Below are 24311 nucleotides of genomic sequence, written 5' to 3'. Positions count from 1 at the left end.
GTTCTCCGGGCGGCGGCGCGTTTCTCTGAGGTCAGGACGTGAACGACGCCAAGGCGGCGGCCAGCGTGGTGTGCATGGCGAACACCTGGTCCAGGCTCGTCATCTTCAGCTGACGGCTGGTGGCGGGCCCGTCGGCGACGATCGCGATCGCCGTGGTCTGGCCTGCCCGCTGATGCGCGGCGACCAGGGTCGCCATGCCCGCCGAGGCCAGGAACCCGACCGCGGTCAGGTCGATCACCAGCGTTGCCGGTTTGTCGGCCAGGATGGCCTCGATCGTGGCGTCGAGCGCGGGCGCGGTCGCCAAGTCGACCTCGCCGGTCACCGTCAGCACCGTGACGCCGTCGTGTACCGCCGTCGTGGTGGTCATCGTGTCCGTGAGTGGATACGCGTCTCCGGATGAGTTGGTCACGACTCAACAACACACAACTTCGCCCGAATACGCAAGCCGTCGCCGGTGCCGAACCGCTCGCACCTATACTGGAAAACCTGTGTGAGTCCTCCGTTGACCCGCCGGGCCAGCGCCTTTGTCAAGGGAGTGCCGATGCTGCCCGATCCCGTCGACGCCACCGACCTCAACATCTACGGCACCGACCAGCTGCCGTGGAGCAGGGCGAGCGCCGCCATCGAGAACGGCCTCGCCGCGCTGGAGACCGCCCAGTTCCTCGGCACGGTCGGTCCGGAGGGCCGACCCCACTCGGCGGGCATCGGCGCGACCCTCGTCGGCGAGCACTTCTACTTCACCAGCGGCCCGGACACCCACAAGTCGCGGTATCTGGCCGCCAATCCGGCGTGCACCCTGTCGTTCCGTTTCCCCGACGACGTCGACCTGATCTTCGAAGGCACCGCGGTCCGCACCACCGACCACGCCGAGATCGATCTGGTCACCGCCGACTACCGAGCCACCGGCTGGCCCGCCGAACGGGAGGGCGACGCCGTCACCGCCCCCTTCAGCGCCCAGAGCGCGGGCCCGGCGCCCTGGCACCTCTACCGCTTCACCGTCCACGCCGCGGTCGGTGTCGCCCTGACCGATCCGCACGGCGCCACCCGCTGGCGATTCGCGCGGCGGGCGTGAGCTGTACTCGGCACGGGGGGCAACGGCTGGCGTTATTCCGAAGTCGTCGTACTGTGAGGGCGTGAACATCGATGTGACGCCTTTACCGGGGATCGGCGTGTGCAAGGACTTTCCGCTGGCGCAGGCGCGTCGCCGGATCGGCGTGATCGAACACCGTGACGGCACTGTCGATCTGGTCGTCTCGCGGCCGGGGGACTATGACACGACCACGTCGATTCCCTTGTCGAGCACCGAGATCGGCGTGCTGGCCGGTCTGCTCGGAGCGCCGCAGGTGGTGCAGAAGACCAAGGACGTCCAGGGCATCGGGGAGCTGTCGACCAGGCAGTTCGCGATCGATCGCGGCAGCCCGTTCGACGGTCGGCCGTTGCGCGACACCGCGATGCGTACCCGCACCAAGGCCTCGGTCGTCGCGGTGGTCCGCGCGGGGGATGTGACCCCTTCGCCGGGAACGGATTTCACCTTCATCGCCGGTGATCTTGTCGTCGTTGTCGGCACCGACGCGGGGCTAGAGGCCGCCGGAAGGTTGCTCGACCAGGGCTGAGCGGCCGTGCGAATGGTAAAGAGAAGGTAAGGTGTTGCCTAGCTTAGGTTAGGTGATCCAATGAATGTAGATGTGACTTCCCTGCCGGGAATCGGTGTCAGGAAAGAGTTTTCGCTGACGAAGGTGGACCGCCGCATCGGCGTCGTCGACCATCGTGACGGTGGCACCGATCTGATCTTCACCAAGGTCGGCGACCCGGATGCCACCGTGCAGATTCCGCTGTCGAGCACCGAGGCCCGTACCCTGGCCGGTTTGCTGGGCGCGCCCCAGCTGGTCGCGCAGCTGCGCGAAGAGCACCGCGACCTCGACGGCGTGAGCACGCGGTCGATGCCGGTGCCGTCGAACTCGGCCTATGCCGGACGGCGCCTCGGCGAGACCGAGATGCGGACCAGGACCCGCGCCTCGATCGTCGCGGTGCTGCGCGCGGGGCAGGTCCATGCCTCACCGGGACCGGAGTTCGAGTTCCTCGGCGGTGACATGGTCGTCGTAGTCGGCACGCACGCCGGACTCGACGCTGCCGCCGCGATCCTCACCGACGGCTGAGCCGGTGCAGATCAGTGGATCCGCGCTGGCTTTGATCCAGCTGGGGGCGGTGTTCTTCGGTTTGGGTGTGCTCGGGCGAATCGCGGCCCGCGTCGGCCTCTCGCCCATCCCGCTCTATCTGCTCGGGGGTTTGGTCTTCGGGACCGGCGGCCTGATCGAGTTGCACGAGGTGGAGGACTTCATCCACATCGCCAGCGAGATCGGCGTCGTCCTGCTGCTGTTGTTGCTCGGCTTGGAGTACACGGCGGGGGAACTGGTCACCGGCATGCGCAAGTCGTGGACGGCGGGCCTGCTCGACCTGGTGCTCAACGCGACACCGGGCGTCATCGTGGCACTGATGCTGGGGCTGGGGCCGACCGGTGCGATCGCGATGGCGGGCGTCACCTACATCTCCTCCTCCGGCATCGTGGCGAAGGTGCTCAACGACCTGGGCAGGCTGGGTAACCGGGAAACCCCGGTGGTCCTGTCGATCCTGGTGTTCGAGGACCTGGCGATGGCGGTCTATCTGCCGGTGCTGACCGCCGTGCTGGCCGGTGTCGGCTTCGTGGCCGGGTTGACCACCGTCGGCATCGCGCTGGTCGCGGTGACCGTGGTCCTCGTCGTCGCGCTGAAATACGGCAAATACGTCTCGGCGATCGTGGCCAGTGAGGATCGGGAGATCTTCCTGCTCAAGCTGCTCGGATCGGCGTTGCTGGTGGCCGGTGTCGCCTCGGCGGTGCAGGTGTCGGCGGCGGTTGGCGCGTTCCTGCTCGGCATCGCGATCTCCGATTCCACCGCGCACGACGCCACCAAGATCCTCGAACCGCTGCGCGACCTGTTCGCGGCGATGTTCTTCGTCCTGTTCGGGCTGAGCACCGATCCGGCGACGATTCCGCCGGTCCTCGGCTGGGCGGTGCTGCTGGCCGTGGTCACCACCACGACCAAGATCGCCACCGGCTGGTGGGCGGCCAAACGCGCCGGCGCGTCCCAGCTCGGCCGGGCCAGGGCAGGCACTGCGCTGGTCGCCCGCGGCGAGTTCTCGATCGTCATCGCCGGCCTGGCCGTGGCCGCGGGTGCGGTGCCCGACGGGTTCGCCGCGCTGGCGACCACGTATGTGCTGCTGATGGCGATCATCGGCCCGATCGCGGCGCGTGTCGTCGAGCCGGTCATGCGGGCCACGGTCGGCCGCAAGCAGCGCGTCGCGGTGGACCCGACCGCGGAGTGAGTCGTGTCCTCGGCCCCCCGCAGCCTGTCGGCGCGGGGGGCCGTCGGCGTTCTCACGGCTCGATCAACCCCGCCCGGATCGCGTACCGGGTGAGTTCGAGCCGGTCGCGCAGCCCCAGCTTCTGCAGGATGTTGGCGCGATGCCGGTCGACGGTCTTCGCGCTGATCACCAGCGTGGCGGCGATATCGCGGGCCGAATAGCCCTCGGCGATCAGCTTGAGCACCTCTTCCTCGCGCGGGGTCAGAATGGCCTCGGGTAACGCGGAGCCCTGCCTTGCCAGCTGCAGGTAGTCGCGGACCAGGGCGGTGACCGCGCCCGGGTACAGGAAGGACTCGCCGCGCATGGTGGCCCGGCACGCCTCGATGAGGTCGCGGTCGGCCACCGATTTGAGCACGTAGCCCGACGCGCCCGCTTTCAGCGATTCGAAGAAGTACTGCTCGTTGTCGTACATCGAGAGCATGAGGATGCGCACGCCGGGCCGGGTGCGGGTGATCTCTCGCGCGGCCTGGATACCGGTCATCCGTGGCATGGCGATATCGAGGATGACCAGGTCGATCCGGTCGTCGGCCAGTGCGGTCACCGCGTCGAATCCGTTGGCCGCCTCGGCGACGACGCGCAGGTCCGGCTCGTTGTCCAGGATCATCCGCAGCCCGCTGCGGACCAGGGCGTGGTCGTCGGCCAGCAGGATCCGGGTCGGCTCGCTCATGTCGGTGCTCCGTTCTGCCGCACGGGGATCGCGAGTTCGACCGCGGTGCCGCCCGCGATCGGGGAGGTGATGGTCAGCGTCGCGTCGATGAGCATGGCGCGTTCGCGCATGCCACGGATGCCCGCCCCGTTCTCGAGCACGCCGCCGCGGCCGTTGTCGGACACCCGCAGGATCACGGTGTCCGCGCGCGGTGTCAGCTCCAGACGCACGTCGTCGGCGCCCGCGTGGCGCAGCACATTGGTCAGGCTCTCCTGCGCGATGCGATAGCAGACGAGTTCGACATTCGGGTCGAGCCGGTCGATGTCCGGGTCCAGCCTGCGGTGCACGGGAATGCCCGCGGTGCGGGTGAATTCGTGACACAGCGCGTTGATGGCGCTGTGCAGCCCCAGGTCTTCGAGCACGTCCGGCCGCAGGCGTGCGGCGATCCCGCGGACCTCGTCGAGGCATCCGCGCACCGTCTCCTGCGCCTCCTCGACCTCCTCGCGCAAGCCGGCGGGCGCACGGTCGAGTACCCGTTTGAGCCGAAGCAGCGCCACGGTCAGGCTCTGCCCGATCTCGTCGTGCAACTCGCGCGCGATGCGCTGCCGCTCACCCTCCTGCGCGGCCAGCGCCGTAGCACTGGCCACGGAGCGTTCGGCTTCGAGCCGGTCGAGCATGGCGTTGAACGTCTCGATCAAATGGTGGAAGTCGCCGCTCGCGCGCCGGTCCAGCCGGGCCGCCCGATTGGGTGGGTCGACCCGGCGCATCGAGGCGACGAGCTCGTCGAGCGGGGCGAAGCTGGTGCGCAGCGCGATCGCGTTGGCGGTGAGGATCACCGCGAGCCCGATCACCAGCACCGGCACCTCGGTCAGCCGGACCCTGGCGGAGACGGTGGCGGGGGACAGCGCCAGGATCAGCGTGCCCAGGGTGAACACGACCCCGTTGAGCAAGCAGACCCGCCAGAACAGGGCCGTCACCGGTGTCCGGGCTGCTAGACGGTTCATACGACCCAGCATGGTGGTGCGCCTGCGCTGTGTCCATGGGGTCCGGCACCCATTCGGCACCCTCCCCGCCTGCCCCTGAGCAGGGAGAAATGGGTGCCGCGGCCGATGGTGGCGACGGCCGCGTCCGCCGAGACTCGATGCGTAGACGCAGTCGAACACGTCTGGAAGGACTCGCTCGGGATGGACACCGATCGCACGACGATCCCCGGCACCGGCGTGCTGCACCACTTCCGCACCTGCCGCGGCACCCGCTTCGCGCTGCTGACCGAGTCGACGGGAACCCGTCACCTGCTCGCCTACGCCGCGGGCAGCGACGAACCGGCCGCCGATATCGCCCTGACACCCGAGGAAGCCGATCAGATCGCCGAACTCCTGCACAGCAGTTCCGTCCGCGACCGGCTCTCCCGGCTCGAGCAGCGTGTCGCCCACCTCACCGATCGGGACTGAATCATTATGCGCGCCAGGGACATCGCGATGAACCTGCCGACCGTGCGGCCCACCGACCCGGTCGCCAAGGCGGTGCGGCTGATGGTCGTCAACCGGCTGCCCGGCCTGATCGTCGTCGACGACGCCGACCGGCCCGTCGCCGTGCTGCCCGGCACCCAGGTGCTGCGTCTGGTGATCCCCGGCTCCTACCAGAACGATCCGACGCTGGTCCGCACGATCGACGAGGTGCACGCCGACCTGTTCTGGCAGGAACCGGGCAGCCTGACCGTCGGTGACTGCCTGCCCGACGGCGCGGTCTCCCCGGCCACCGTCACCCCGGACGCGACGCTGCTCGAGATCGCGATCCTGATGGCGCGCAAGCACAGTCCGCTCATCGCCGTGGTCGACCGCTCGCGCACCCTGCGCGGCGCGATCACCCTGGAACGGCTGCTGACGAGCCTGGCCGTCGCCGGTCCCGGCGACTGAGGCAGGACCGATGGCCGCAGCCCTCGCCGTGCTGATCTTCGTGGTCGCGTTCTTCTTCATCGCCACGGAGAAAGCCGACAAGGTCAAGACCGTGCTGATCGCGGCGGGTCTGATGGCGGTGTTCGGGCTGATCCCCGGCGAGCGGGTGTTCTTCTCCCCGCACGAGGGCATCGACTGGAACGTCATCTTCCTGCTGCTCGGCATGATGATCATCGTCGGCGTCGTCAAGCAGACCGGCCTGTTCGACTACCTGGCGATCTGGTCGGCCAAGCGTTCCCGGGGCAACCCGTATCGCCTGATGGTGATGCTCATGCTCATCACCGCGGTGGCCTCGCCGTTCCTCGACAATGTCACCATCATCATGCTGGTGGCGCCGGTGACGGTGGTGGTGTGCCGCAGGCTCGGCCTCGCCGCGCAACCGTTCCTGATCGCCGAGGTGCTGGCCGCCAATATCGGTGGCGCGGCGACACTGATCGGCGATCCGCCCAACATCATCATCGCCAGCCGCGCCGGCCTGACCTTCAACGACTTCCTCATCCACATGGCACCGATCGTCGTGCTCACCTTCGCCGTGTTCGTCGTGCTGACCCGGCTGCTGTTCTGCTCGGCTCTGCGCACCGAGCCCGGCTCGGTCGACGCGGTGATGGCGTTGCAGGAGCGCCGCGCGATCCGCGACCCGAAGCTGCTGGTCCGCTCGCTGATCGTGCTCGCCGGGGTGATAGTCGGGTTCTGCCTGCACGGCATCGTGCACGTGTCGCCGTCGGTGATCGCGCTGGTCGGCGCCGGCGCCATGGTGCTGGTTTCCGGTCTCGACATCGGTGACATCCTGCAGGAGGTGGAATGGCCGACCCTGGTGTTCTTCATGGGGTTGTTCGTGATGGTCGCGGGACTGGTCCACACCGGTGTGATCGCCGCGATCGGCGCCGCCGCGACCGAGGCGGTCGGTGACAACTACTTCCTCGCCGCCACCGCGCTGGTCTTCGGTTCCGCGCTGCTCGGCGCGTTCGTCGACAACATCCCGTACACGGCGACCATGGCGCCGGTGGTCGAGGGCATCGTCGCCGACGCACCCGATCCGGAAACCGGCCGTTCCCTGTGGTGGGCGTTCGCGCTCGGCGCCGACTTCGGCGGCAACGGCACCGCGGTCGCGGCCAGCGCGAACGTCGTCGCCCTCGGCATCGCCGCCCGCGCCGGCCAGCGAATCACCTTCTGGCAGTTCACGAAATACGGCATCCTGGTCACCGTGGTCAGCACGACGATGGCCTGGATCTACGTGTGGCTGCGCTACTTCTGATCGCGCGGTTCAGCGGGCACGTGCCGGGTGACAAGGCGGTGGATCAGGCGGGCGGCGGTGCGGGCGGTGCGCTGGTCGATATCGAGGCCGGGGTTGAGCTCGGCGACATCGACCACGGCGAGTTTGCCACTGGCGGTGACCTGATCGCAGACGGCCTGGATCGTCGGCAGCGCGACGCCGAAGGCGGCAGGGGCGCTGACGCCGGGTGCGACCGCGGCGGGCAGCACATCGAGATCGATGGTCAGGTAGAGCAGATCGATCCCGGCCAGGAAGTCCGCGACGAACGCGGCGACCCTGGCCGGTTCGCAGTCGTCGTCGAGTAGATACCGCACGCCGAACCGGTCGGCGGTGTCGAACAGGACACTGGTGTTGCTGGGCTGGCTGATCCCGACCACCGCGTAGCGCACGTCGGGGTCGGCCTCGAGGACCTGCCGGAACGGCGTGCCCGAGCTGGGTACCGGATCGGGGCGCAGGTCGAAATGCGCGTCCAGATTGAGGATTCCGACGATGGTGCCCGGCGTCCGGCGCGCGGCACCGGCCACTCCGAGGTACGTGCCGTAGGCGACTTCGTGCCCGCCGCCGAGGACGACCGGGAAGGCACCGGCGTCCAGCAGGTCCGACACCGTCGCACCGAGCCGGCGCTGACCGTCCTCGAGGCGGTCGTCGGTGACCGCCACGGTGCCCGCGTCGAACGCGCGCAGCGGGGTGCCGAGCGCCATCGGTGACAGCGCGCGGCGCAGCGCCTCCGGCCCCTGCGCCGCACCCCGGCGGCCCTTGTTGCGCCGCACCCCTTCATCACTGGCGAAGCCGACGAACACGCACGCACCGGGATCGGTGCCAGGCTCGTACGACGTGACCGCCTGGTGCCAGCGCAGATGCTCGGGCGTGGTGCCGTCGATCCGGCCGGTCCACGAGGATTCCGACATCATCGGGCAGACCTCATCTCGAGTAGGCGAGCGCGCCGCCGCGCCACACCCGGCTGATCAGCGGAACACCGGGACGGTAGGCCAGATGCAGGTGCGACGGCGCGTCCAGCGCGATCGCGTCGGCCCGCACACCGGGCCGCAGCGCGCCGATATCGGTGCGGCGCAACGCCCGTGCGCCACCTGCCGTCGCCGCCCAGACCGCTTCGTCGGGCGTCATGTGCAGGTCCCGCACCGCCAGCGCGATACAGAACGGCAGGCTCGTCGTATAGCTCGTGCCGGGGTTGCAGTCGGCGCCCAGCGCCACGGTGACGCCGGCGTCGAGCAGGGCCCGCGCGTCGGGATAGCTGTTGCGGGTGCAGAAGTCGGCGCCGGGCAACAGCGTGGCCACGGTCTCGCTGCCCGCCAGCGCGTCGATATCGGCGGCGCTCACATGCGCGACGTGATCCACCGACGCGGCGCCCAGCTCCACCGCGAGCTGCACACCGGGTCCCTGATGGAGCTGATTGCCGTGCACGCGCGGCACCAGACCGTGTTCGATGCCCGCCGACAGCACCGCGTGCGCCTGGTCGCGGTCGAATGCGCCCTGCTCACAGAACACATCGATCCACCGGGCGTGCGGCGCGCACCGCGGGATCATCTCGGCGCACACCATCGCCACGTAGTCGTCGGCGCGCCCGGCGTACTCCGGCGGCGGCACATGCGCGGCGAGCAGGGTCACCTCGTCGGTGAACCGGCCCGCGATCACGACGCTGCGCAGTTCGTCGGCGACGGTCTGGCCGTAGCCGCTCTTGCATTCGACCGTGGTGCTGCCCGCGCGCAGCGACTCGTCCATGAGCCGCCGCACATTCGCGGCGAGCTGCTCGTCGGTCGCCGCGCGGGTTGCCTCGATGGTGGTGCGGATACCACCGGCCCCGTAGGGGCGCCCGGCCATCCTGGCCGCGAACTCCTCGGCGCGATCCCCGGCGAACACCAGGTGCGAGTGGGTCTCGACGAATCCCGGCAGCACGGCCCGCCCGCCGAGGCCGACGCCGGTGTCGGCGGCGGGCGCGTCGGCGCTGTCGCCGACCCACACGACGGTGTCGCCGTCGAAGACGACGGCGGCGTCGCGCCGGATGCCGAGCGGGCCGTCGCCCAGGGCGGGATCGTTGGTGACGAGGGTGCCGATATCGGTCAGTGCGGTGGTGGGCACTGGGGGAGTCCTCCTAGCTGCGGGTGTCGACCATCTCGGTGTGCGTGGGGTAGATCATCCGCGCGGGCGGGTTGGCCGTGCGGCGCGCGATCGGGTAGTAGATCGCACCGGTGAATACGATGCCGACGATCCAGGAGATATCGGCGCCGCCGAGCAGGTGCGTGACCGGACCGGTGTAGAGCTTCTGCGCGAGGAACGGGATCTGGGCGAGGACGCCGAGGCCGTAGCAGAGCAACGCGGGCACGTTCCATGCCCCGTAGCGCCCGTTCGGATCGTAGAGCGCGGGCAGGTCGACCCGTTCCTTCGAAATCAGGTAGTAGTCGATCAGATTGATCGCGCTCCACGGCGTGAACACCATGAGCAGCACCAGCACGAAGTTCTTGAAGTTGTTCAGGAAGTCCGCGCTCGCGGCGAGCGCGATCACCATCGAGACGCCGACGAAGCCGACGATGTACAGGGTGCGAGCGCGGGTGGAGATCTGCGAGCGGCCGTCGAACGCGGTGACGGTGGTCAGGATCGACATGAATCCGCCGTAGGCATTGAGCACGTTCACCGTCAGCTTGCCCACCACGATCACCAGATACACGCAGAACGCGAGCAGGGCGGGCCCGGCGAGCTCGCCGAGGAATCCGACCTGATCGGCGAGGAATGCCTTGCCCGCCACCGCGGCGACCAGCGCGCCGAGCGTCATCGACCACTGCGAGCCGAGCACGCTGCCGAGGAATGTCGACCAGAACGTGGTGCGCTCGCTGGTGCTGCGCGGCAGGTACCGGGAGTAGTCGGCGACGTACGGTCCGAAGGTCAGCTGCCAGCCCGCGCCGAGGGAGATCGCGAGCAGGAAGGTCGCCGCGTCGAACCCGATCACTCCGACGAAGTCGCCGACCGGATACTCGGCGAACAACCGGACCGTCAGATACGTGAAGCCGACGATCCCGATCACCGTCGCGACCCGCCCGACGACATGGATCAGCCGATACCCGGTGACCGCGACGAACGCGGTGAGCGCACCGAAGATCACGATGCCGATCACCGGATTCTCGACGTGCAGCATGTTGTTCACCGCCTGCCCGGCCAGCACGGTGCCGGTCGCGGCGAAACCGAGGTACATCAGGATCACCAGCACCAGTGGGACCACCGCGCCCTTGACCCCGAACTGGGCCCGGCTCGAGATCATCTGTGGCAGGCCCATGCGCGGTCCCTGCGCCGAGTGCAGCGCCATCACGACCCCGCCGAAGACATTGCCCAGCAGCAGGCCGATGATCGCCCACAGCGCGTCGGCGCCGAACACCACCGCGAGCGCGCCGTCCACGACCGCGGTGATCTGCATGTTCGCCCCGAACCAGAGCGTGAACTGGCTGCGCGGTGTGCCGTGCCGTTCGCTGTCGGGGACGACGTCGATGGTGCGGCGTTCGGGCGTGAGGAGATCCTCGGAGCCGGTCGTTGTCATAGCGGCCTGTCTTTCTGCGGTGACGCCGTCGACCCGAGCATGTGCGCTGGGTCACGTTCGATATGTATATGCCTGTATAGACAGGTACGTCAAGCGCTAGGCTCCCGGTCGACCCGCCGCGCATTGACACGGCTGTATATACAGGTTTATACATGTACCGGTCGCTGTGACCGGCCCCACAGGCGAATCCATCGGGTCATCACCCGCTCCGTGCGCCTTTCCGATCCCGGGAGAATGGTTTGAACAAGCCCGTTGCTGTGCTGACGCGCGGACTCACCGCGCGCCACATCCGTTTCATCGCGCTCGGCTCGGCTATCGGCACCGGCCTGTTCTACGGCTCGGCGGAGGCGATCCACCGCGCGGGCCCTTCGGTGCTGCTGGCCTACCTGATCGGCGGCGCCGCGATCTATATCGTGCTGCGCGCCCTGGGCGAGATGGCGGTGAGCAACCCGGTCTCGGGCTCGTTCGGCGAATACGCCAGCAAGCACCTCGGTCCGCTGGCCGGATTCCTGACCGGCTGGACCTACACCTTCGAGATGCTCATCGTCTGCCTCGCCGACGTCACCGCGTTCGGCGTCTACATGGGCTTCTGGTATCCCGACGTGCCCCGCTGGATCTGGGTGCTGTCGATCATCTTCTTCATCGGCGCCGTCAACCTGCTCAGCGTGAAGGTTTTTGGTGAGGTCGAGTTCTGGTTCAGCCTGGTCAAGATCGTCGCCATTGTCGCGATGATCGCCGGCGGCATCGCCATCCTGATCTTCGGCTTCGGCATCCACGACACCAGCGGCGGCGTGCAGAATCTGTGGACCGACGGCGGCTTCTTCCCGACCGGCTTCGGCGGCTTCGTCGCCTGCTTCGCCATCGTGATGTTCGCCTTCGGCGGCACCGAGATCATCGGCATCACCGCGGGCGAGGCCGAAGACCCGCAGCGCACTATCCCGCGCGCGATCAACACCGTGCCCATCCGGATCATCCTGTTCTACGTCCTCACCCTCGCGGTGATCATGGCGATCAACCCGTGGCAGAGCATCGGCGACGAGGGCAGCCCGTTCGTGCAGATCTTCCAGAGCCTCGGCCTCGGTCCCGCGGCGGCGGTGCTGAACGTCGTCGTGATCACCGCGGCGCTGTCGGCCATCAACAGCGACATCTTCGGCGCGGGGCGGATGATGTATGGCATGGCCCAGCGTGGTCAGGCGCCCGCGGTGATGCGGCGGGTCTCGCGCAACGGCGTGCCGTGGATGACGGTGGTCGTCATGACCGTCACCCTGCTGGTCGGCGTGCTGCTGAACTACCTGATCCCGGACAAGGTGTTCCTGGTGATCGCCTCGATCGCCACCTTCGCCACCATCTTCGTCTGGCTGATGATCCTGTTCTCGCAGTACCGCTCGCGGCAGCGGATGTCGGCGCAGCAGGTCGCCGAGCTGAAGTTCCCGGTGCCGTTCTGGCCGTACGGGCAGCTGATCACCATCGGTTTCCTGGTGTTCGTGATCGCGGTGATCGCCTTCGACGCCGACAGCAGGGTGGCACTCGTCGTCGGCGCGGTCTGGCTGGCGCTGCTGTGCGTGGCCTACCGCCTGTGGGTGCGCCCGGTTCCGGCCGAGCCCGAAGCGATTCCCGCGCCGGAACCCGTCGCCGATATCGCCTGAGAGTTTTTGTCCCGCACAGAGTTCGGAATGGAGAAGCATAGTGAGCATCGACTCGGACCGGTCCGCGCCGGTCACCGTGGAACCGGTCGTCGTCGGCACGGGTCCGGTGGCGCCGCAGGACGTGGTGCGGGTGGCCAGGGACGGCGCCGCGGTGCGGCTGTCCGACGCGGCGCTCGCGGCGATGGGGGAGAGCAGGCGGCGGATCGAGGCACTGGCGGCCGACCCGAAGCCGGTGTACGGCGTGTCCACCGGGTTCGGCGCGCTGGCCGTCCGCCACATTCCGCTCGAACTACGTCAGCAGTTGCAGCGCAGCCTGATCCGCTCGCATGCGGCGGGTTCGGGTGCCGAGGTGGAGCGGGAGGTGGTGCGCGCGCTGATGCTGCTGCGCCTGTCGACCCTGGCCACCGGCCGGACCGGTGTGCGGCCGGTGGTCGCCGAGACCTATGCCGCGCTGCTGTCGGCGGGAATCACCCCGGTGGTCTACGAGTACGGCAGCCTCGGCTGTTCCGGCGACCTCGCACCGCTGGCCCACGTCGCGCTGGCCGTCCTGGGTGAGGGCACGGTCCGCGACGCCGACGGTGCCTTGCTGCCCGCCGCCGAGGCACTGGCCGCCGCGGGCATCGCCCCGGTCGAGCTCGAAGAGAAGGAAGGCCTGGCACTGATCAACGGCACCGACGGCATGCTCGGCATGCTGGTGCTCGCCTGCCACGACCTGCGCGATCTGCTGCGCCTGGCCGACGTGACCGCGGCCATGAGCGTGGAGGGCCTGCTCGGCACCGACAAGGTCTTCGCCGCCGACCTGCAGGCCCTGCGCCCGCAGCCCGGCCAGGCGATCGCCGCTGCCAATATGACCCGCCTGCTCGCCGATTCGGCGATCGTGGCCAGCCACGCGACCCCCGACTGCACCGTCGTCCAGGACGCCTACTCGCTGCGCTGCGCACCGCAGGTGGCCGGCGGCGCCCGCGACACCCTCGCCCACGCCGAACGCGTCGCGGGCTACGAGCTGGCGTCGGCGGTCGACAATCCCGTGGTCACCCTCGACGGCCGGGTCGAATCCAACGGCAATTTCCACGGCGCCCCCGTGGCCTACGTGCTGGACTTCCTCGCCATCGTCGTCGCCGATGTCGCCGGCATCAGCGAACGCCGCACGGACCGTTTCCTGGACAAGGCCCGCAACCACGGCCTGCCGCCGTTCCTCGCCGACGACCCCGGCGTCGACAGCGGCCACATGATCGCCCAGTACACCCAGGCCGCCATCGTCTCCGAGCTCAAGCGCCTCGCCGCGCCCGCCTCGGCCGACTCGATCCCGTCCTCGGCGATGCAGGAGGACCACGTCTCCATGGGCTGGTCGGCGGCCCGCAAGCTCCGCCGCTCCATCGACGGTCTCACCCGGGTCCTCGCGATCGAGGCTCTCACCGCTGCCCGTGCCCTGGACCTGCGTGCCCCGCTGACCCCGGCCCCGGCGACAGCGGCCGTCCGCGATGTCCTGCGCGCGCACGTCGACGGCCCCGGCCCCGACCGCTATCTGGCCCCCGAGATCGACGCGGCAGTCCGCCTCGCCGCCTCCGGTGCCCTTCTCGCCGGTGCCGAATCGGTGGTCGGTCCGCTAGGCTGACTCTGACGCTGCCCCTGTCGAAATCGACAGGGGCAGCGTTGTTTTCGGATCAGCGACTCGCTTCTTCCGGAAGCAGGTGCGCGAGCAGCAGTTTGATCAGCAGTACCGGCCCGACCCAGGCGACCTCGGCCGGGACGGCGAGGACGCCGGTAACCCAGAGCAGCGCGAAGGCCGTGGCGGCGAAGGCGATCGGCCTGCGCAACGCGGCCGGCGCCGCGGTCACGATGAGCGCTCCGCCCAACGCCAGTACGTAGATGGTGACGGCCGCGGCCCAGCTGAACGCGGGCACCACCCAGGCCAGCAGGAACGGCTGGATGTGGATCGCGACGAAGCCCAGATGGTGGACCGCGGTGCGTCCCGGCCGGTGATACCAGCGCTTGGCCGAACCCATCGCATTGACGGCGGATCCACCGAACAGGTCGAACGCCACCACCGCGATCACCGCGACGACCGGCCACGAGTGCTGCGCCCGGATGGCCAGTGCCGCGGCGCCGGCCGCGCCGCCGATCGCGACGGCGAAGCCGAGGGTGACCTCGGCCCTGGTCGCACCCGGCGCGATCAGACGATCGGTGAGTGTCATCGCCGGATCCCTTCCACGCAGACCTGCAAGACCGGCTCGACGAGATCCGGCAGCGACAGCTCCGGGTCCACCAATGTCTGGATCAGACACCCCTCAATGGCCCCGATGATCACCGCCGCATGTCGCTCGTCGATCCCGTCGCGCAGCGTTCCCTCGGCATCGGCCGCACGCAGCAATTCGGTGACAGCCGCACGATATTCGCGATAGATCGCGACCATGTCGATGGGCGGCTTCGCGGCCCACACATCCAGCAGGACCCGCGCGTGATCGGGATACTCGGCCAGCATCGCGATGGCGCCACGGATCAACCGCTCCAAACGTTCGAGCGCGGGCCCCTCACCCATCTCGTCGAGCACCCGCGCCGACCGCCGCCCATAGCTCTCGAACACTCCGGCGAGCAGCGAATCACGACTCGGAAAGTACAGATAGACACTGCCTTTGGCGATCCCCGCCTCGGCAGCCACATCCTCGATCCGCGTAGCAGAAAAGCCCTTCCGGGCGAACACGGCGGCCGCGGCAAGCAGGATCTCCTCCTGCCGCGCGGCCCGATCCACAATCTTCGGCATGGGTTTATTATGCCTGACTGGTCAGTCATAATAAACCCCTGTTCCGCGATGGGAGCCTCAGGCAATCTGAGGAGGGCTTGTCTGCTCGTCGACAGAACGGGAGTCCCCATGCCGCCACCGACCGAACACCCCGAACCGACTGTGCGGCACTCGATTCGCCTGGTACTGCTGGACCAGCACGACCGCCTGCTGCTGTTCTCCGGCATCGACGAAACAGACGGCCACACCTTCTGGTACCCGATCGGCGGCGGCCGCGAAAAAGGCGAAACCCCCCAGCAGACAGCCGCCCGCGAAGCGAGAGAGGAAACCGGCCTCACCAACCTCACCCTCGGCCCCGAACTCTGGCGCCGCCGCGCCCACGTCACCTGGGGCGGCACGACCTACGACTGCCACGAACGCTACTTCCTGGCCCGCGTAGCCGCCTTCGACATCGACACCTCAGGCTTCACCGCCGTCGAACGCGCCACCGTCACCGGCCACCGCTGGTGGACCCTGGCCGACCTCGCCGAGAACCCCGACCGCGTGGCCCCCGGCGAGCTGATCAGCCGACTGGCGGACCTCTTGCTGAATGGCCCCCCAGCTGAACCGATCACCCTCGGCGCCTAAGGGTCTGGGATTCTGCTTCCCGCCGAGAGGCGGTCGACACTGGTACGTTCGTCTCAGGAACGGAACGCGAATGGTGAATGATGTTGACGCTGTACGAGTATCAGCTTGCGATGCTGGACGCGATGTGTGAGAGCGCTCCGGTCGAAGCTGACGCGTTGCTCCGCTCACTCGGTGTCACGCGCTCGGCGGCCACATCCGCGATGCTCCGATTCCGATCGGAGCCGCAACGCAGTCTCGATGAATACCTGGCAGCGTGGCGAACACCGGATTCGATGTCCGTCGAGCCACTGAGGCGGGATCTGGAAATGCGAACAGTGCGGTGGGATTTGACGTTCTGGCCCGATCTACAGCTCGAGCTGAGCAGTCCGCGCCAGAGCATTCTTTTCCGGCGATTCGTTCGCCACCCGGAGCTACCGCGCCCGCGGTTGGACTCTCCAGGTGATCTGGCACCTTGGTCGTGCACCTACGACGAACTCGTCGGCAGCAACCTCGCCCCGATCGACCACGTCGACGGAATGGGCGGGACGGGGGACGTCGCGGCATTCGCCGCCATGGATCCGGACTCCGGGCAAAACCGGGTCTATTGGGCATATTTCGACTGGAGTCTGCTCCAATCGGTTGAACCGGCGCCCGACAGGTATGTGTGGGCACCCGGTAGTCACAGCCGCTCGCGGTAAAGCGCCGACGGGACCGGCGCCACTCGTCGTGGGCCGGAACTCTGGCGCCACCGCGCCTTCGCCGGCTGGGCGGCGTGACCGACGACTGCCGCGGACGCTCCTTCCTGACCCGCCGAGCTGATCAGCCGACTGGTGGACCTCCTGAGCAGTGGCCGCCCGACGAACCGATCGCTCTCGCCACCTATGAGGCTGGTGCCTTGGTGGAGTGAGCCAGTGCGGCGTGGACCCAGTGCAGGGCTCGGCCCACGGTGATTCGATCGCCGACGAGCCGGGCGCCACCGTGCGGCCGTACGTCATTCCCGACCAGCGTCACCACGTTCTCCAAGGCGTCGCCCACGTCGGTGTACAGCCTGTGCCGGTCTGGTATCAGCTCCGGATGGCTCAGCCAGAGATGCTGTCGCACAACACTGTTCAATGCGGGATCGGCGACGAGAGCGGCCAGCTCGGCGTAGGCGACGACCTCGTCGACGGAGGGATCGGCGGGCGGTTGCGGCACATTCCAGCCCACATAGCGGTCGACCTCGCTGCGGGGGACCGGTGCGAGGATGCGCCGCCAGAACTGCACGAGGTCTTCGTGGACCGCGTCGCTGTCCTGGGCCGCGGCCAGCAGGGCGAGCCGCTCGGCCCGCTGAGTCGGGGCGGCCGTCTCGACTGCCCGCAGGGACGCCCGCCGCCATGCCAGCGACCTGAATTCGCTGTCGAGCCGCGCACTTTCGGCAGCGATGGCCTCGCCCATCGACCGCTCGCCGCGCAGCACCTCGGTGATCGAGCCCAGCCCGAGACCGAGTGCGCGCATCCGCCGGACCAGCAGCAGTCGTTCGGTGGCACCGACGGTGTCGAACATCCGATGCCCGCCCGCGCTGCGGCCGGACTCCAGAATGCCCTCGTCGCAATAGAACCGGATCGTGCGGACCGGGAGGCCGGTCCTGCGCGCCAGCTCCCCGATGCTCACCTGTGTGTCGTCTGTCACAACCTCTTGAACCTCCACCCCGGTGGAGCTTTTAGCGTACTGGCACAACCGAGAACAAGGAGATTCGTGGCAACCACGCAGGAAGAGATCGTCGCGGGGATCGCTGACATCGTCGAGGAGGTGACCGGTATCGATGCCGTCGAGGTGACGATGAAGAAGTCCTTCGTCGAGGATCTGGAGATCGACTCGCTGTCGCTGGTCGAGATCGCCGTGCAGCTCGAGGACAAGTACAACGTCAAGATCCCCGACGAGGATCTGGCGAGCCTCAGAACGGTCGGTGACGCGGTCGTCTACGTGCAGAAGATGGAGGCCGAGCAGCCGCGCCTCGCCGCGGAGATGGAGGCGAAATTCAGGGAAAGCCAGGAGAATTGAGCTGACACGGTGACCGCCGCCCGCACCGAGGGGTACGGGCGGCGGAGGGGGATCAGTTCTCCTGCATGGGGATTCGCACCCCGCGCTCGCTGGCGACGTCGGCGGCGTGCTCGTAGCCGGCGTCGACGTGGCGGATGACTCCCATGCCGGGGTCGTTGGTGAGGACCCGCTCCAGCTTCTGGGCGGCCAGGGGAGTGCCGTCGGCGACGCAGACCTGGCCCGCGTGGATGGAGCGGCCCATGCCGACGCCGCCGCCGTGGTGGATCGAGACCCAGGAGGCGCCGGAGGCGGTGTTGAGCAGGGCGTTGAGCAGGGGCCAGTCGGCGACGGCGTCGGAGCCGTCGGCCATGGCCTCGGTTTCGCGGTAGGGGGAGGCGACCGAGCCGGAGTCGAGGTGGTCGCGGCCGATGGCCAGTGGCGCGGACAGTTCGCCGGAGGCGACCATCTCGTTGAATTTCAGGCCCGCGCGGTGGCGTTCGCCGTAGCCGAGCCAGCAGATCCGGGCGGGCAGGCCCTCGAACTGCACCTTCTCGCCGGCCATGGTGATCCAGCGCTTCAGGTGCTCGTTCTCGGGGAACAGCTCCATGATCGCGCGATCGGTGGCGGCGATGTCCTTCGGATCGCCCGAGAGCGCGGCCCAGCGGAACGGGCCGAGGCCCTCCTCGAACAGCGGGCGGATGTAGGCGGGCACGAAACCGGGGAACGCGAAGGCCCGGTCGTAGCCGCCCTTTCGGGCCTCGTCGCGAATCGAGTTGCCGTAGTCGAACACCTCGGCGCCCTTGTCCAGGAACCCGACCATCGCCTCGACATGCTTGGCCATCGACGCCTGCGCCTCGGTGGTGAACCACGCCGGGTCCTTCTCGGCGAGGGTGTGCCAATCCTCGAGCGCGACACCGATCGGCAAGTAGGACAGCGGATCATGCGCCGAGGTCTGGTCGGTGACGATGTCGATCGGCGCGTCCATGGCAAGCAGCCGGGGGAACACCTCGGCGGCATTGCCGACCAGGCCGATCGACAGCGCGCGCCGTTCGTCGCGCGCCGCGATCGCGAGATCCAGTGCCTCCTGCAAGGATTCGGCCTTCGTATCGAGGTAGCCGTGCGCGATCCGCCGATCGATGCGCGCCGGATCGCAGTCGACGCACAGCGCGACGCCCTCGTTCATCGTCACCGCCAGCGGCTGCGCGCCACCCATCCCGCCCACGCCGGCGGTGAGCGTGATGGTGCCTGCCAGCGTGCCGCCGAAACGCTTGCGCGCCACCGCGCCGAAGGTCTCGTAGGTGCCCTGCAGAATGCCCTGGCTGCCGATGTAGATCCACGACCCCGCGGTCATCTGGCCGTACATCATCAGCCCGAGCTGCTCGAGCTTGCGGAAATCCTCCCAGTTCGCCCAGTCGCCGACCAGATTGGAGTTGGCCAGCAGCACGCGCGGCGCCCACTCGTTGGTGCGGAACACCCCGACCGGCTTGCCCGACTGCACCAGCAGCGTCTCGTCGTCGGCGAGGGTCTCCAGGGTTCGCACGATCGCGTCGAACGCCGCCCAGCTGCGCACGGCACGACCGGTGCCGCCGTAGACGACCAGGTCGTCGGGACGCTCGGCGACCTCGGGGTCGAGGTTGTTCATCAGCATCCGCAGGGCGCCCTCCTGCTGCCAGCCCAGCGTGTGCAGCTGCGATCCGCGCGGGGCGGACACGGGCCGGGGGCCGGAAGGTGGCGGGGTGGCGGCGTCGGTCATCGGTTCACTCCTCGAAATGACGGCTGTGTCCTGAGTCACTGAAATCCAGACTAGTGGTATAGTCCTGTATATACAAGTTGCTGTCAAGCGTGCTCCGCTGGTCGGGCGCAACGTATTCTCTGGGCAAACTGAGGGAACGGATACCGGTGGTGGCGATCGAAGTGGTCGATGCGGACCTGGCCGCGCTGTACGGCGAACTGGGGACCGAATTCGCGGCGTACGAACGCGTCAAGCAGTTGATCATGGCGCAGATCAAGGGCGGCCGATGGGTCGAGGGCGAGCAGATTCCCTCGGAGAATCAGCTGGTCAACGCACTCGGCCTGTCCCGGATGACGATCAATCGCGCGCTGCGTGATCTCACCGCCGACGGCGCGCTCAACCGGGTGATGGGGGTAGGCACCTTCGTCGCGCCCGCCAAGGCCGCCTCGCCGCTGTTCGAGGTCAGGAATATCGCCGACGAGATCTCCCGGCGCGGGCACCGGCATCGCACCGAGGTGGTGTTCGTGCGCGCGGAGGAGGCGGGCGACCGGCACCCGGTGCTCGGAAACGCCATGAGCGGCAGGGTGTTCCATTCCCTGCTGGTGCACATCGAGGACGACGTGCCGATCCAGGTGGAGGACCGCTATGTCAATCCGGCTCAGGCGCCCGACTACCTGGCCCAGGATTTCACCACCGTCACGCCGAACACCTACCTCAGTGAGGTCGCGCCCCTGATTCGCGGCGAACATGTCGTTGAGGCTGTGCGGGCCAGCCGGGAGGAGTGCAAGCTCCTCGATATCGACCGCGACGAGCCATGTCTGCTCATCCGGCGTCGCACCTGGTCCTCGGGTGGACTCGTGAGTGCGGCGCGGCTGATCCACCCGGGATCGCGCAATCGGCTCGAAGGCAGTTTCGGTGCCGGGACGCATCACAGCGAATAGGAAACCCTGAACAGATCCCGAGCCTGCCGCGCGATTCCGGGCGGTGTGCGCACTGGCCGGTGTTCCTGTCCGGCGCCCCCGTCGATGGTGCTCGGAATTGTTACGGGATCTGAATACTATTCGCCGTCAGCAAATTGTCCGCTAACTGCAAATGTGCTCCTGACCTGGTAAGACAATTTGCGGCTGGGTGACCAGCCATCTCGGGTTATCACTGTTTCGTGACGAATCGCGTGGCGGCCCTGGTCCGGGCTGTACGTTTAGTAGCCCATGGTTCGCTCGGTTCCATTCAGGTAACGGAGAGGCGGAAATGGCTACAGTCGCACGGCAGTCGGGGCCACGCAGGATGACCTCCCGACAGGGCATTTCCGCACTGAAAACGTCGATGTCGCCGTCGACTCTGGTGACCGTCGGCCTGGTCTTGCTGATCCCTGTTCTCGCCACCGTGGGGCCCATCGCGGCCTCGGCGTTGATCGCCCGGAACGCCGGCGTCGGCCGTTCGGGTGTGCTCGTGCTCGTGGTGATCGCGGCCGTGGTGTGCGCCGCCGTCGTGGCCGCGGCCTGGGCGTTCCGGCTCGCGTGGCGCCGCGGCGCGGCCACCGGGCAGCACTCGTTCGGTTCCCTCGTTCGGTAGGAGTTCGCCATGCAGACGCACCGTCCGACTGGCTCCGCCGTCCCCGCGATCGATCCGATCCACCCGCCCGATGTCGACGAATGCCGACGTCTGCGCATCGTCGCCCGCATCGATGACCCCGCGGTGTGGCACTCGGCTGCCGCGCGGCTGCTCGACTGCGGTCGCCGCCGCTGGCACGCGCGGCCCGACATCGCCGACCACCCGGCATTGTGCCGCTGGTCGCGCATTCAGGATGCCCAGGAGTTGCCCGAACAGCCTTGCCTGCGAACACTTTTCGCGGCGGTCGCGGCGGGTCAGGAGATCGAGGCCGGCGATCCGTACGCCGATTTCGCGACGGCGGTGATGCTGCTGTCGAGCTGCCCGGCGGCGGTGCTCTGCCAGTCCGACCCGATGAACGCTCCACGCGCCGTGCGTTTTTCGGTGTACGGGTACCGCGAGGACGACCTGCCCCTTGCGGAGGACCTGATCACGACGACGATCCACGCCTGCGGCGCCGTCCTGGCCCGCCGCTGCACGGTGCTGCGCAGCGGCGCCTCCGTCCGGCCCTCGGCACCGGTCGTCGATCACCCGCTGCCGGAGTTGCTGGTCGTCGGCGGCACCGCGGCACGCTGACCCGCGGTTATCCCTCGGCGAGAATCTCGGTCGCCGCCGTGGTGATCGCCGCACGCAGTCCGTCGTGCCGGGCACTCAGCGCGTGCTCCGGCGCCGAGCGTTCCGCGCCGTACAGGTGGACCGGACCGACCCGCAACTGCTCGGGCTCCCACGCGTAGCGCGCGTGGATATGCCCGTGCAGGTGCCCCCAGGTATTGCCGAGCACCTCGTAGTTGATCCGCAGAAACGCCGGATCCGCTGCGCGGCAAGCGCGTTCCACCGCCTCGCCGAGAACCACCATGTCCGCCATGAACGCGACCCGCTCCGGCCGCGGCAGCTCGGTGAGCTGATCGGCCTCGCCGTCGTAGATCAGCACGCAATACCCGGGCAGGTGCTGGGTATCCCCGATGACGGCCCACCCGGTGCTCAATCGGCACAGCACCGTCGGATTCGTCCCCGCCGCCGCGGCCCCGTCCCGATCGCTGCGCCAGTCGTCCGGTTCCCGATCCTGCGCCATGCTGCCCCATTTCCTGTCCTGCGCCGACAACGCGTGTGCGAGAAGGGTTCTCGATCGTACGCGGACGAGACCTCGTACGTGCCAGGAAGCCGCCCGGCTCATCGCACTACGGCTACGGAAGGTCGAGGTCGAAGCGGACACCGGTGCGCAGGAATCCGGAGGCGGACATGCCGAACAGGTCGTGGAAGGTCTCGCTGAAGTGGGACGGGGTGGCGAAACCGGCGTCGACGGCGCAGCGGGTGAGGTCGCGGCCGGCGGCGGCGTCCCGGATCGCGCGGACGACCCGGGTCCAGCGCTGATAGCCCCGAAAGGTGGTGCCGCACTGCCGGGCGAACAGCCGCAGGAAGTGCGTCTTCGACAGGCCGAGGTGGGCGGCCATCGCCTCGGCCCGGAAGACCTGGTCGGGGTTGCGGTTGATCGTGGTGGTGGCCCACGCGATCCGCGGATCGGCGACCGGCGTGCGACCCGCGACCGCCGCGGCGAAGATCCGCTCCGGCTCGACGACAGCGGCACCGCACAGCTCGACGAGCTCGCGTTCGCGCCGGTGGGCGAGCCCGTACGGTCCGGCGACGGCGGTCATCTCGTCGGCGATCGTCAGCGCGGGCGCACCGGCGGGATCGACGAACAGCAGCAGGATCCAGCCGCCGGGGGCGTTGACCCGATGGACCGTGCGGGCGGGCGCGAACGAGCTGCCGGTGTGGATCTCGCCGTGGGTGGCGGTATCGAGGACGAACGGCCCGTCCAGGCCGACGCTGAGCACCGCCACCGAGGGCGCGTGCAGGTCGACGCCGAGTTCGGGCCCGACATAGCCCACATGCCCCGGCCGCATCCACACCACCGGCGACCGCACCGGACCGCACGTTTCCGAAAGCGCACCGACGGTCACCGTTGCCAGGGTATCGGTATCAGGCGCCCGCCGTCGCCGGGGCGGCGGTCCGGATCGCCACCGGCTCAGTCGAAGGCCACGGTCGCGAGCATCTCGCGCGCGATCAGCTCCGGGTCACCGGAGGTCGCCAGCTCGGACCCGTCGAGCGCGCCCTCCCGCCACAGCGTCGCGAACCCGTGCACCAGCGACCACGCGGCCAGCCGCGTCGCCCGCTGCCGTCCCGGATCCTGATCGGACTGCAGCTCGGCCACCCCGGCGCGCAACGCGGCCCCCGATCGCTCCCGTGCCGCCACCAGCTCCGGATCGTCCGCGCGCAGCACCTCCCGCCGGTACATGATGTCGAACCGGCCGGGATTGCTCAGCGCGAAGCGGATGTAGGCCAGCGCCACCTCCCTCATGTCCTCGCCCGCCGCCGCCAATTGCGTTGCCAGCAGGTCGAATCCCTCGATCGCCAGCGCGGTGAACAACCCGGCGCGGTCACCGAAGTGATGCGCGGGCGCCGCGTGCGAGACCCCAGCCCGGCGGGCCAGCGCCCGCAGCGACACGGCCTCGATGCCCTCGGCCGCGATCTGCTCGGCCGCCGAGTCGAGCAGCGCCGCCCGCAGATCCCCGTGGTGATACCCGGTTTTCGTCATGCCTCGATCCTGACGCACAAACTTGTCATTGACAAGTTTCGCTGCCCCTGTCAATCTTTCCAGTGTCAAGATTGGCGGCAGGCCAGTCGACGTTCGCCTCGAGGAGTTCCCATGGCCCCCTTCATCGCTCTCGCCATCGTCACCGCCCTGGCCAGGCTGATCGGATGGTTCACCGACCTCGCCTGGCTGGATTCGTGGCCCCGGGCGGTGGCCGTCGGCCTGGCGGCGATGTTCACCCTCACCGCGAGCGCGCATTTCGCCGAACCGCGCCGGTCCGCCCTGATCGCGATGGTCCCGCCCAGCCTCCCCAGCGCACCGGCCCTCGTGACCCTGACCGGCGTCCTCGAACTGGCAGGCGCCGTCGGTCTGCTCGTTCCGGCGACCGCGCCGGTCGCCGCGGCCTGCCTGTTCGCGCTGCTGCTCGTCATGTTCCCGGCGAATGTCCGGGCCGCGCGGGCCGATCTGGGCATCAAGACCATGCCGTTGCCCGCCCGCACCGTCCTGCAAGGGCTCTTCCTCGCCGCCTGCGGCCTGGTCGTCCTCGGCTGAG

At 68.7% G+C, this 24311-nt stretch carries 29 protein-coding genes; 16 read left to right on the top strand and 13 right to left on the bottom strand.

Annotation, left to right across the window (positions count from 1 at the left end; genetic code table 11):
* Positions 1-31: 31 nt before the first annotated feature.
* The gene (locus tag ACWF82_RS18230) at positions 32-367 is read right to left on the bottom strand and encodes an STAS domain-containing protein (RefSeq protein ID WP_189023137.1); all 336 of its coding nucleotides are present in this window, start codon (positions 365-367) and stop codon (positions 32-34) included.
* A gap of 174 nt (positions 368-541) precedes the next feature.
* Between ACWF82_RS18230 and ACWF82_RS18225 the strand changes: the two genes are divergently transcribed.
* From ACWF82_RS18225 to ACWF82_RS18210, 4 genes are all read left to right on the top strand, one after another.
* A complete protein-coding gene (locus ACWF82_RS18225; RefSeq protein ID WP_452502532.1) occupies positions 542-1072 on the top strand; it encodes a pyridoxamine 5'-phosphate oxidase family protein in 531 nt (176 codons plus the stop codon).
* Between the two features lie 61 nt (positions 1073-1133).
* Positions 1134-1613 (top strand): cation:proton antiporter regulatory subunit, encoded by a 480-nt coding sequence (locus tag ACWF82_RS18220; protein WP_452502530.1) that lies wholly within the window; start codon positions 1134-1136, stop codon positions 1611-1613.
* A gap of 60 nt (positions 1614-1673) precedes the next feature.
* A complete protein-coding gene (locus tag ACWF82_RS18215) occupies positions 1674-2156 on the top strand; it encodes a cation:proton antiporter regulatory subunit (protein ID WP_379089301.1) in 483 nt (160 codons plus the stop codon).
* 10 nt (positions 2157-2166) lie between these two features.
* Complete coding sequence (locus tag ACWF82_RS18210) at positions 2167-3360, top strand: cation:proton antiporter (RefSeq protein WP_452502541.1); 1194 nt, start codon at positions 2167-2169, stop codon at positions 3358-3360.
* Positions 3361-3412: 52 nt separating this feature from the next.
* Here ACWF82_RS18210 and ACWF82_RS18205 read toward each other — a convergent pair whose 3' ends face one another.
* Positions 3413-4066 (bottom strand): response regulator, encoded by a 654-nt coding sequence (locus ACWF82_RS18205; protein ID WP_452502528.1) that lies wholly within the window; start codon positions 4064-4066, stop codon positions 3413-3415.
* Positions 4063-5049, bottom strand: a complete 987-nt coding sequence (locus ACWF82_RS18200; RefSeq protein ID WP_452502526.1) for a histidine kinase — start codon at positions 5047-5049, stop codon at positions 4063-4065. The genes ACWF82_RS18205 and ACWF82_RS18200 overlap by 4 nt, the downstream gene beginning before the upstream one ends.
* 180 nt (positions 5050-5229) lie before the next feature.
* Here ACWF82_RS18200 and ACWF82_RS18195 point away from each other — a divergent pair, with 180 nt between their 5' ends.
* The 3 genes from ACWF82_RS18195 to ACWF82_RS18185 are packed head-to-tail and all read left to right on the top strand — an operon-like array spanning position 5230 to position 7255.
* Positions 5230-5496, top strand: coding sequence for a hypothetical protein (locus ACWF82_RS18195; RefSeq protein WP_452502524.1), 267 nt, complete (start codon positions 5230-5232; stop codon positions 5494-5496).
* A gap of 27 nt (positions 5497-5523) precedes the next feature.
* Complete coding sequence (locus ACWF82_RS18190; RefSeq protein ID WP_379033307.1) at positions 5524-5961, top strand: CBS domain-containing protein; 438 nt, start codon at positions 5524-5526, stop codon at positions 5959-5961.
* 10 nt (positions 5962-5971) lie between these two features.
* On the top strand, positions 5972-7255 hold the full coding sequence (locus ACWF82_RS18185; RefSeq protein ID WP_452502522.1) for an SLC13 family permease: 1284 nt from the start codon (positions 5972-5974) through the stop codon (positions 7253-7255).
* Here the strand turns inward: ACWF82_RS18185 and hutG are convergent.
* The 3 genes from hutG to ACWF82_RS18170 are packed head-to-tail and all read right to left on the bottom strand — an operon-like array spanning position 7246 to position 10817.
* Positions 7246-8184 (bottom strand): formimidoylglutamase, encoded by a 939-nt coding sequence (gene hutG, locus ACWF82_RS18180; RefSeq protein WP_452502520.1) that lies wholly within the window; start codon positions 8182-8184, stop codon positions 7246-7248. The two genes, ACWF82_RS18185 and hutG, sit on opposite strands and share 10 nt — an antisense overlap.
* Positions 8185-8194: 10 nt before the next feature.
* The gene (hutI, locus tag ACWF82_RS18175) at positions 8195-9370 is read right to left on the bottom strand and encodes an imidazolonepropionase (protein ID WP_452502518.1); all 1176 of its coding nucleotides are present in this window, start codon (positions 9368-9370) and stop codon (positions 8195-8197) included.
* 13 nt (positions 9371-9383) lie between these two features.
* Entirely contained in the window at positions 9384-10817 is a 1434-nt protein-coding gene (locus ACWF82_RS18170; protein ID WP_452502516.1) for a purine-cytosine permease family protein, read from the bottom strand.
* Between the two features lie 239 nt (positions 10818-11056).
* On the opposite strand from ACWF82_RS18170, the gene ACWF82_RS18165 reads away from it, so the two are divergent.
* Together ACWF82_RS18165 and hutH are read left to right on the top strand one after the other, a co-directional pair.
* Complete coding sequence (locus tag ACWF82_RS18165; RefSeq protein WP_452502514.1) at positions 11057-12463, top strand: amino acid permease; 1407 nt, start codon at positions 11057-11059, stop codon at positions 12461-12463.
* A 40-nt stretch (positions 12464-12503) separates the two neighbouring features.
* Positions 12504-14078, top strand: coding sequence for a histidine ammonia-lyase (hutH, locus tag ACWF82_RS18160; RefSeq protein ID WP_452502512.1), 1575 nt, complete (start codon positions 12504-12506; stop codon positions 14076-14078).
* A 49-nt stretch (positions 14079-14127) separates the two neighbouring features.
* On the opposite strand, the gene ACWF82_RS18155 is transcribed toward hutH, so the two are convergent.
* Together ACWF82_RS18155 and ACWF82_RS18150 are read right to left on the bottom strand one after the other, a co-directional pair.
* The gene (locus ACWF82_RS18155) at positions 14128-14658 is read right to left on the bottom strand and encodes a hypothetical protein (protein ID WP_452502510.1); all 531 of its coding nucleotides are present in this window, start codon (positions 14656-14658) and stop codon (positions 14128-14130) included.
* Complete coding sequence (locus ACWF82_RS18150; RefSeq protein WP_452502508.1) at positions 14655-15224, bottom strand: TetR/AcrR family transcriptional regulator; 570 nt, start codon at positions 15222-15224, stop codon at positions 14655-14657. The genes ACWF82_RS18155 and ACWF82_RS18150 overlap by 4 nt, the downstream gene beginning before the upstream one ends.
* A gap of 108 nt (positions 15225-15332) precedes the next feature.
* Here ACWF82_RS18150 and ACWF82_RS18145 point away from each other — a divergent pair, with 108 nt between their 5' ends.
* Both ACWF82_RS18145 and ACWF82_RS18140 read left to right on the top strand, forming a co-directional pair.
* The gene (locus tag ACWF82_RS18145; RefSeq protein WP_452502506.1) at positions 15333-15830 is read left to right on the top strand and encodes an NUDIX hydrolase; all 498 of its coding nucleotides are present in this window, start codon (positions 15333-15335) and stop codon (positions 15828-15830) included.
* Positions 15831-15910: 80 nt separating this feature from the next.
* Positions 15911-16507 carry a hypothetical protein gene (locus ACWF82_RS18140; protein WP_452502504.1) on the top strand — a complete coding sequence of 199 codons (597 nt, stop codon included), beginning with the start codon at positions 15911-15913 and terminating at the stop codon, positions 16505-16507.
* Positions 16508-16688: 181 nt separating this feature from the next.
* Here ACWF82_RS18140 and ACWF82_RS18135 read toward each other — a convergent pair whose 3' ends face one another.
* Entirely contained in the window at positions 16689-17477 is a 789-nt protein-coding gene (locus ACWF82_RS18135; RefSeq protein WP_452502503.1) for a MerR family transcriptional regulator, read from the bottom strand.
* A 66-nt stretch (positions 17478-17543) separates the two neighbouring features.
* Here ACWF82_RS18135 and acpM point away from each other — a divergent pair, with 66 nt between their 5' ends.
* Positions 17544-17849, top strand: coding sequence for a meromycolate extension acyl carrier protein AcpM (gene acpM, locus ACWF82_RS18130; RefSeq protein WP_452502501.1), 306 nt, complete (start codon positions 17544-17546; stop codon positions 17847-17849).
* A 52-nt stretch (positions 17850-17901) separates the two neighbouring features.
* On the opposite strand, the gene hutU is transcribed toward acpM, so the two are convergent.
* Entirely contained in the window at positions 17902-19581 is a 1680-nt protein-coding gene (gene hutU, locus ACWF82_RS18125) for a urocanate hydratase (protein WP_452502499.1), read from the bottom strand.
* Between the two features lie 140 nt (positions 19582-19721).
* Here hutU and hutC point away from each other — a divergent pair, with 140 nt between their 5' ends.
* The 3 genes from hutC (at position 19722) to ACWF82_RS18110 (ending at position 21744) form a co-directional block, all read left to right on the top strand.
* Complete coding sequence (gene hutC, locus ACWF82_RS18120; protein WP_452502539.1) at positions 19722-20501, top strand: histidine utilization repressor; 780 nt, start codon at positions 19722-19724, stop codon at positions 20499-20501.
* 382 nt (positions 20502-20883) lie between these two features.
* Positions 20884-21132 (top strand): hypothetical protein, encoded by a 249-nt coding sequence (locus ACWF82_RS18115; RefSeq protein WP_452502497.1) that lies wholly within the window; start codon positions 20884-20886, stop codon positions 21130-21132.
* A 9-nt stretch (positions 21133-21141) separates the two neighbouring features.
* On the top strand, positions 21142-21744 hold the full coding sequence (locus ACWF82_RS18110) for a hypothetical protein (protein WP_452502495.1): 603 nt from the start codon (positions 21142-21144) through the stop codon (positions 21742-21744).
* Positions 21745-21751: 7 nt separating this feature from the next.
* On the opposite strand, the gene ACWF82_RS18105 is transcribed toward ACWF82_RS18110, so the two are convergent.
* The 3 genes from ACWF82_RS18105 to ACWF82_RS18095 all read right to left on the bottom strand — a co-directional run bounded on the left by ACWF82_RS18105 (position 21752) and on the right by ACWF82_RS18095 (position 23761).
* Entirely contained in the window at positions 21752-22240 is a 489-nt protein-coding gene (locus ACWF82_RS18105) for an HIT family protein (RefSeq protein WP_452502493.1), read from the bottom strand.
* A 112-nt stretch (positions 22241-22352) separates the two neighbouring features.
* Positions 22353-23126: a helix-turn-helix domain-containing protein gene (locus tag ACWF82_RS18100; protein WP_452502491.1), complete on the bottom strand. Its 774-nt coding sequence runs from the start codon at positions 23124-23126 to the stop codon at positions 22353-22355.
* A 65-nt stretch (positions 23127-23191) separates the two neighbouring features.
* On the bottom strand, positions 23192-23761 hold the full coding sequence (locus ACWF82_RS18095) for a TetR/AcrR family transcriptional regulator (protein ID WP_452502489.1): 570 nt from the start codon (positions 23759-23761) through the stop codon (positions 23192-23194).
* 111 nt (positions 23762-23872) lie between these two features.
* Here ACWF82_RS18095 and ACWF82_RS18090 point away from each other — a divergent pair, with 111 nt between their 5' ends.
* Positions 23873-24310 carry a DoxX family protein gene (locus tag ACWF82_RS18090; RefSeq protein WP_452502487.1) on the top strand — a complete coding sequence of 146 codons (438 nt, stop codon included), beginning with the start codon at positions 23873-23875 and terminating at the stop codon, positions 24308-24310.
* Position 24311 lies beyond the last annotated feature (1 nt).

This window comes from Nocardia sp. NPDC055053 (assembly GCF_053608285.1).
The sequence above is the reverse complement of the archived record's forward strand: the minus strand, read 5'-3'. Positions and strand labels throughout refer to the sequence as shown.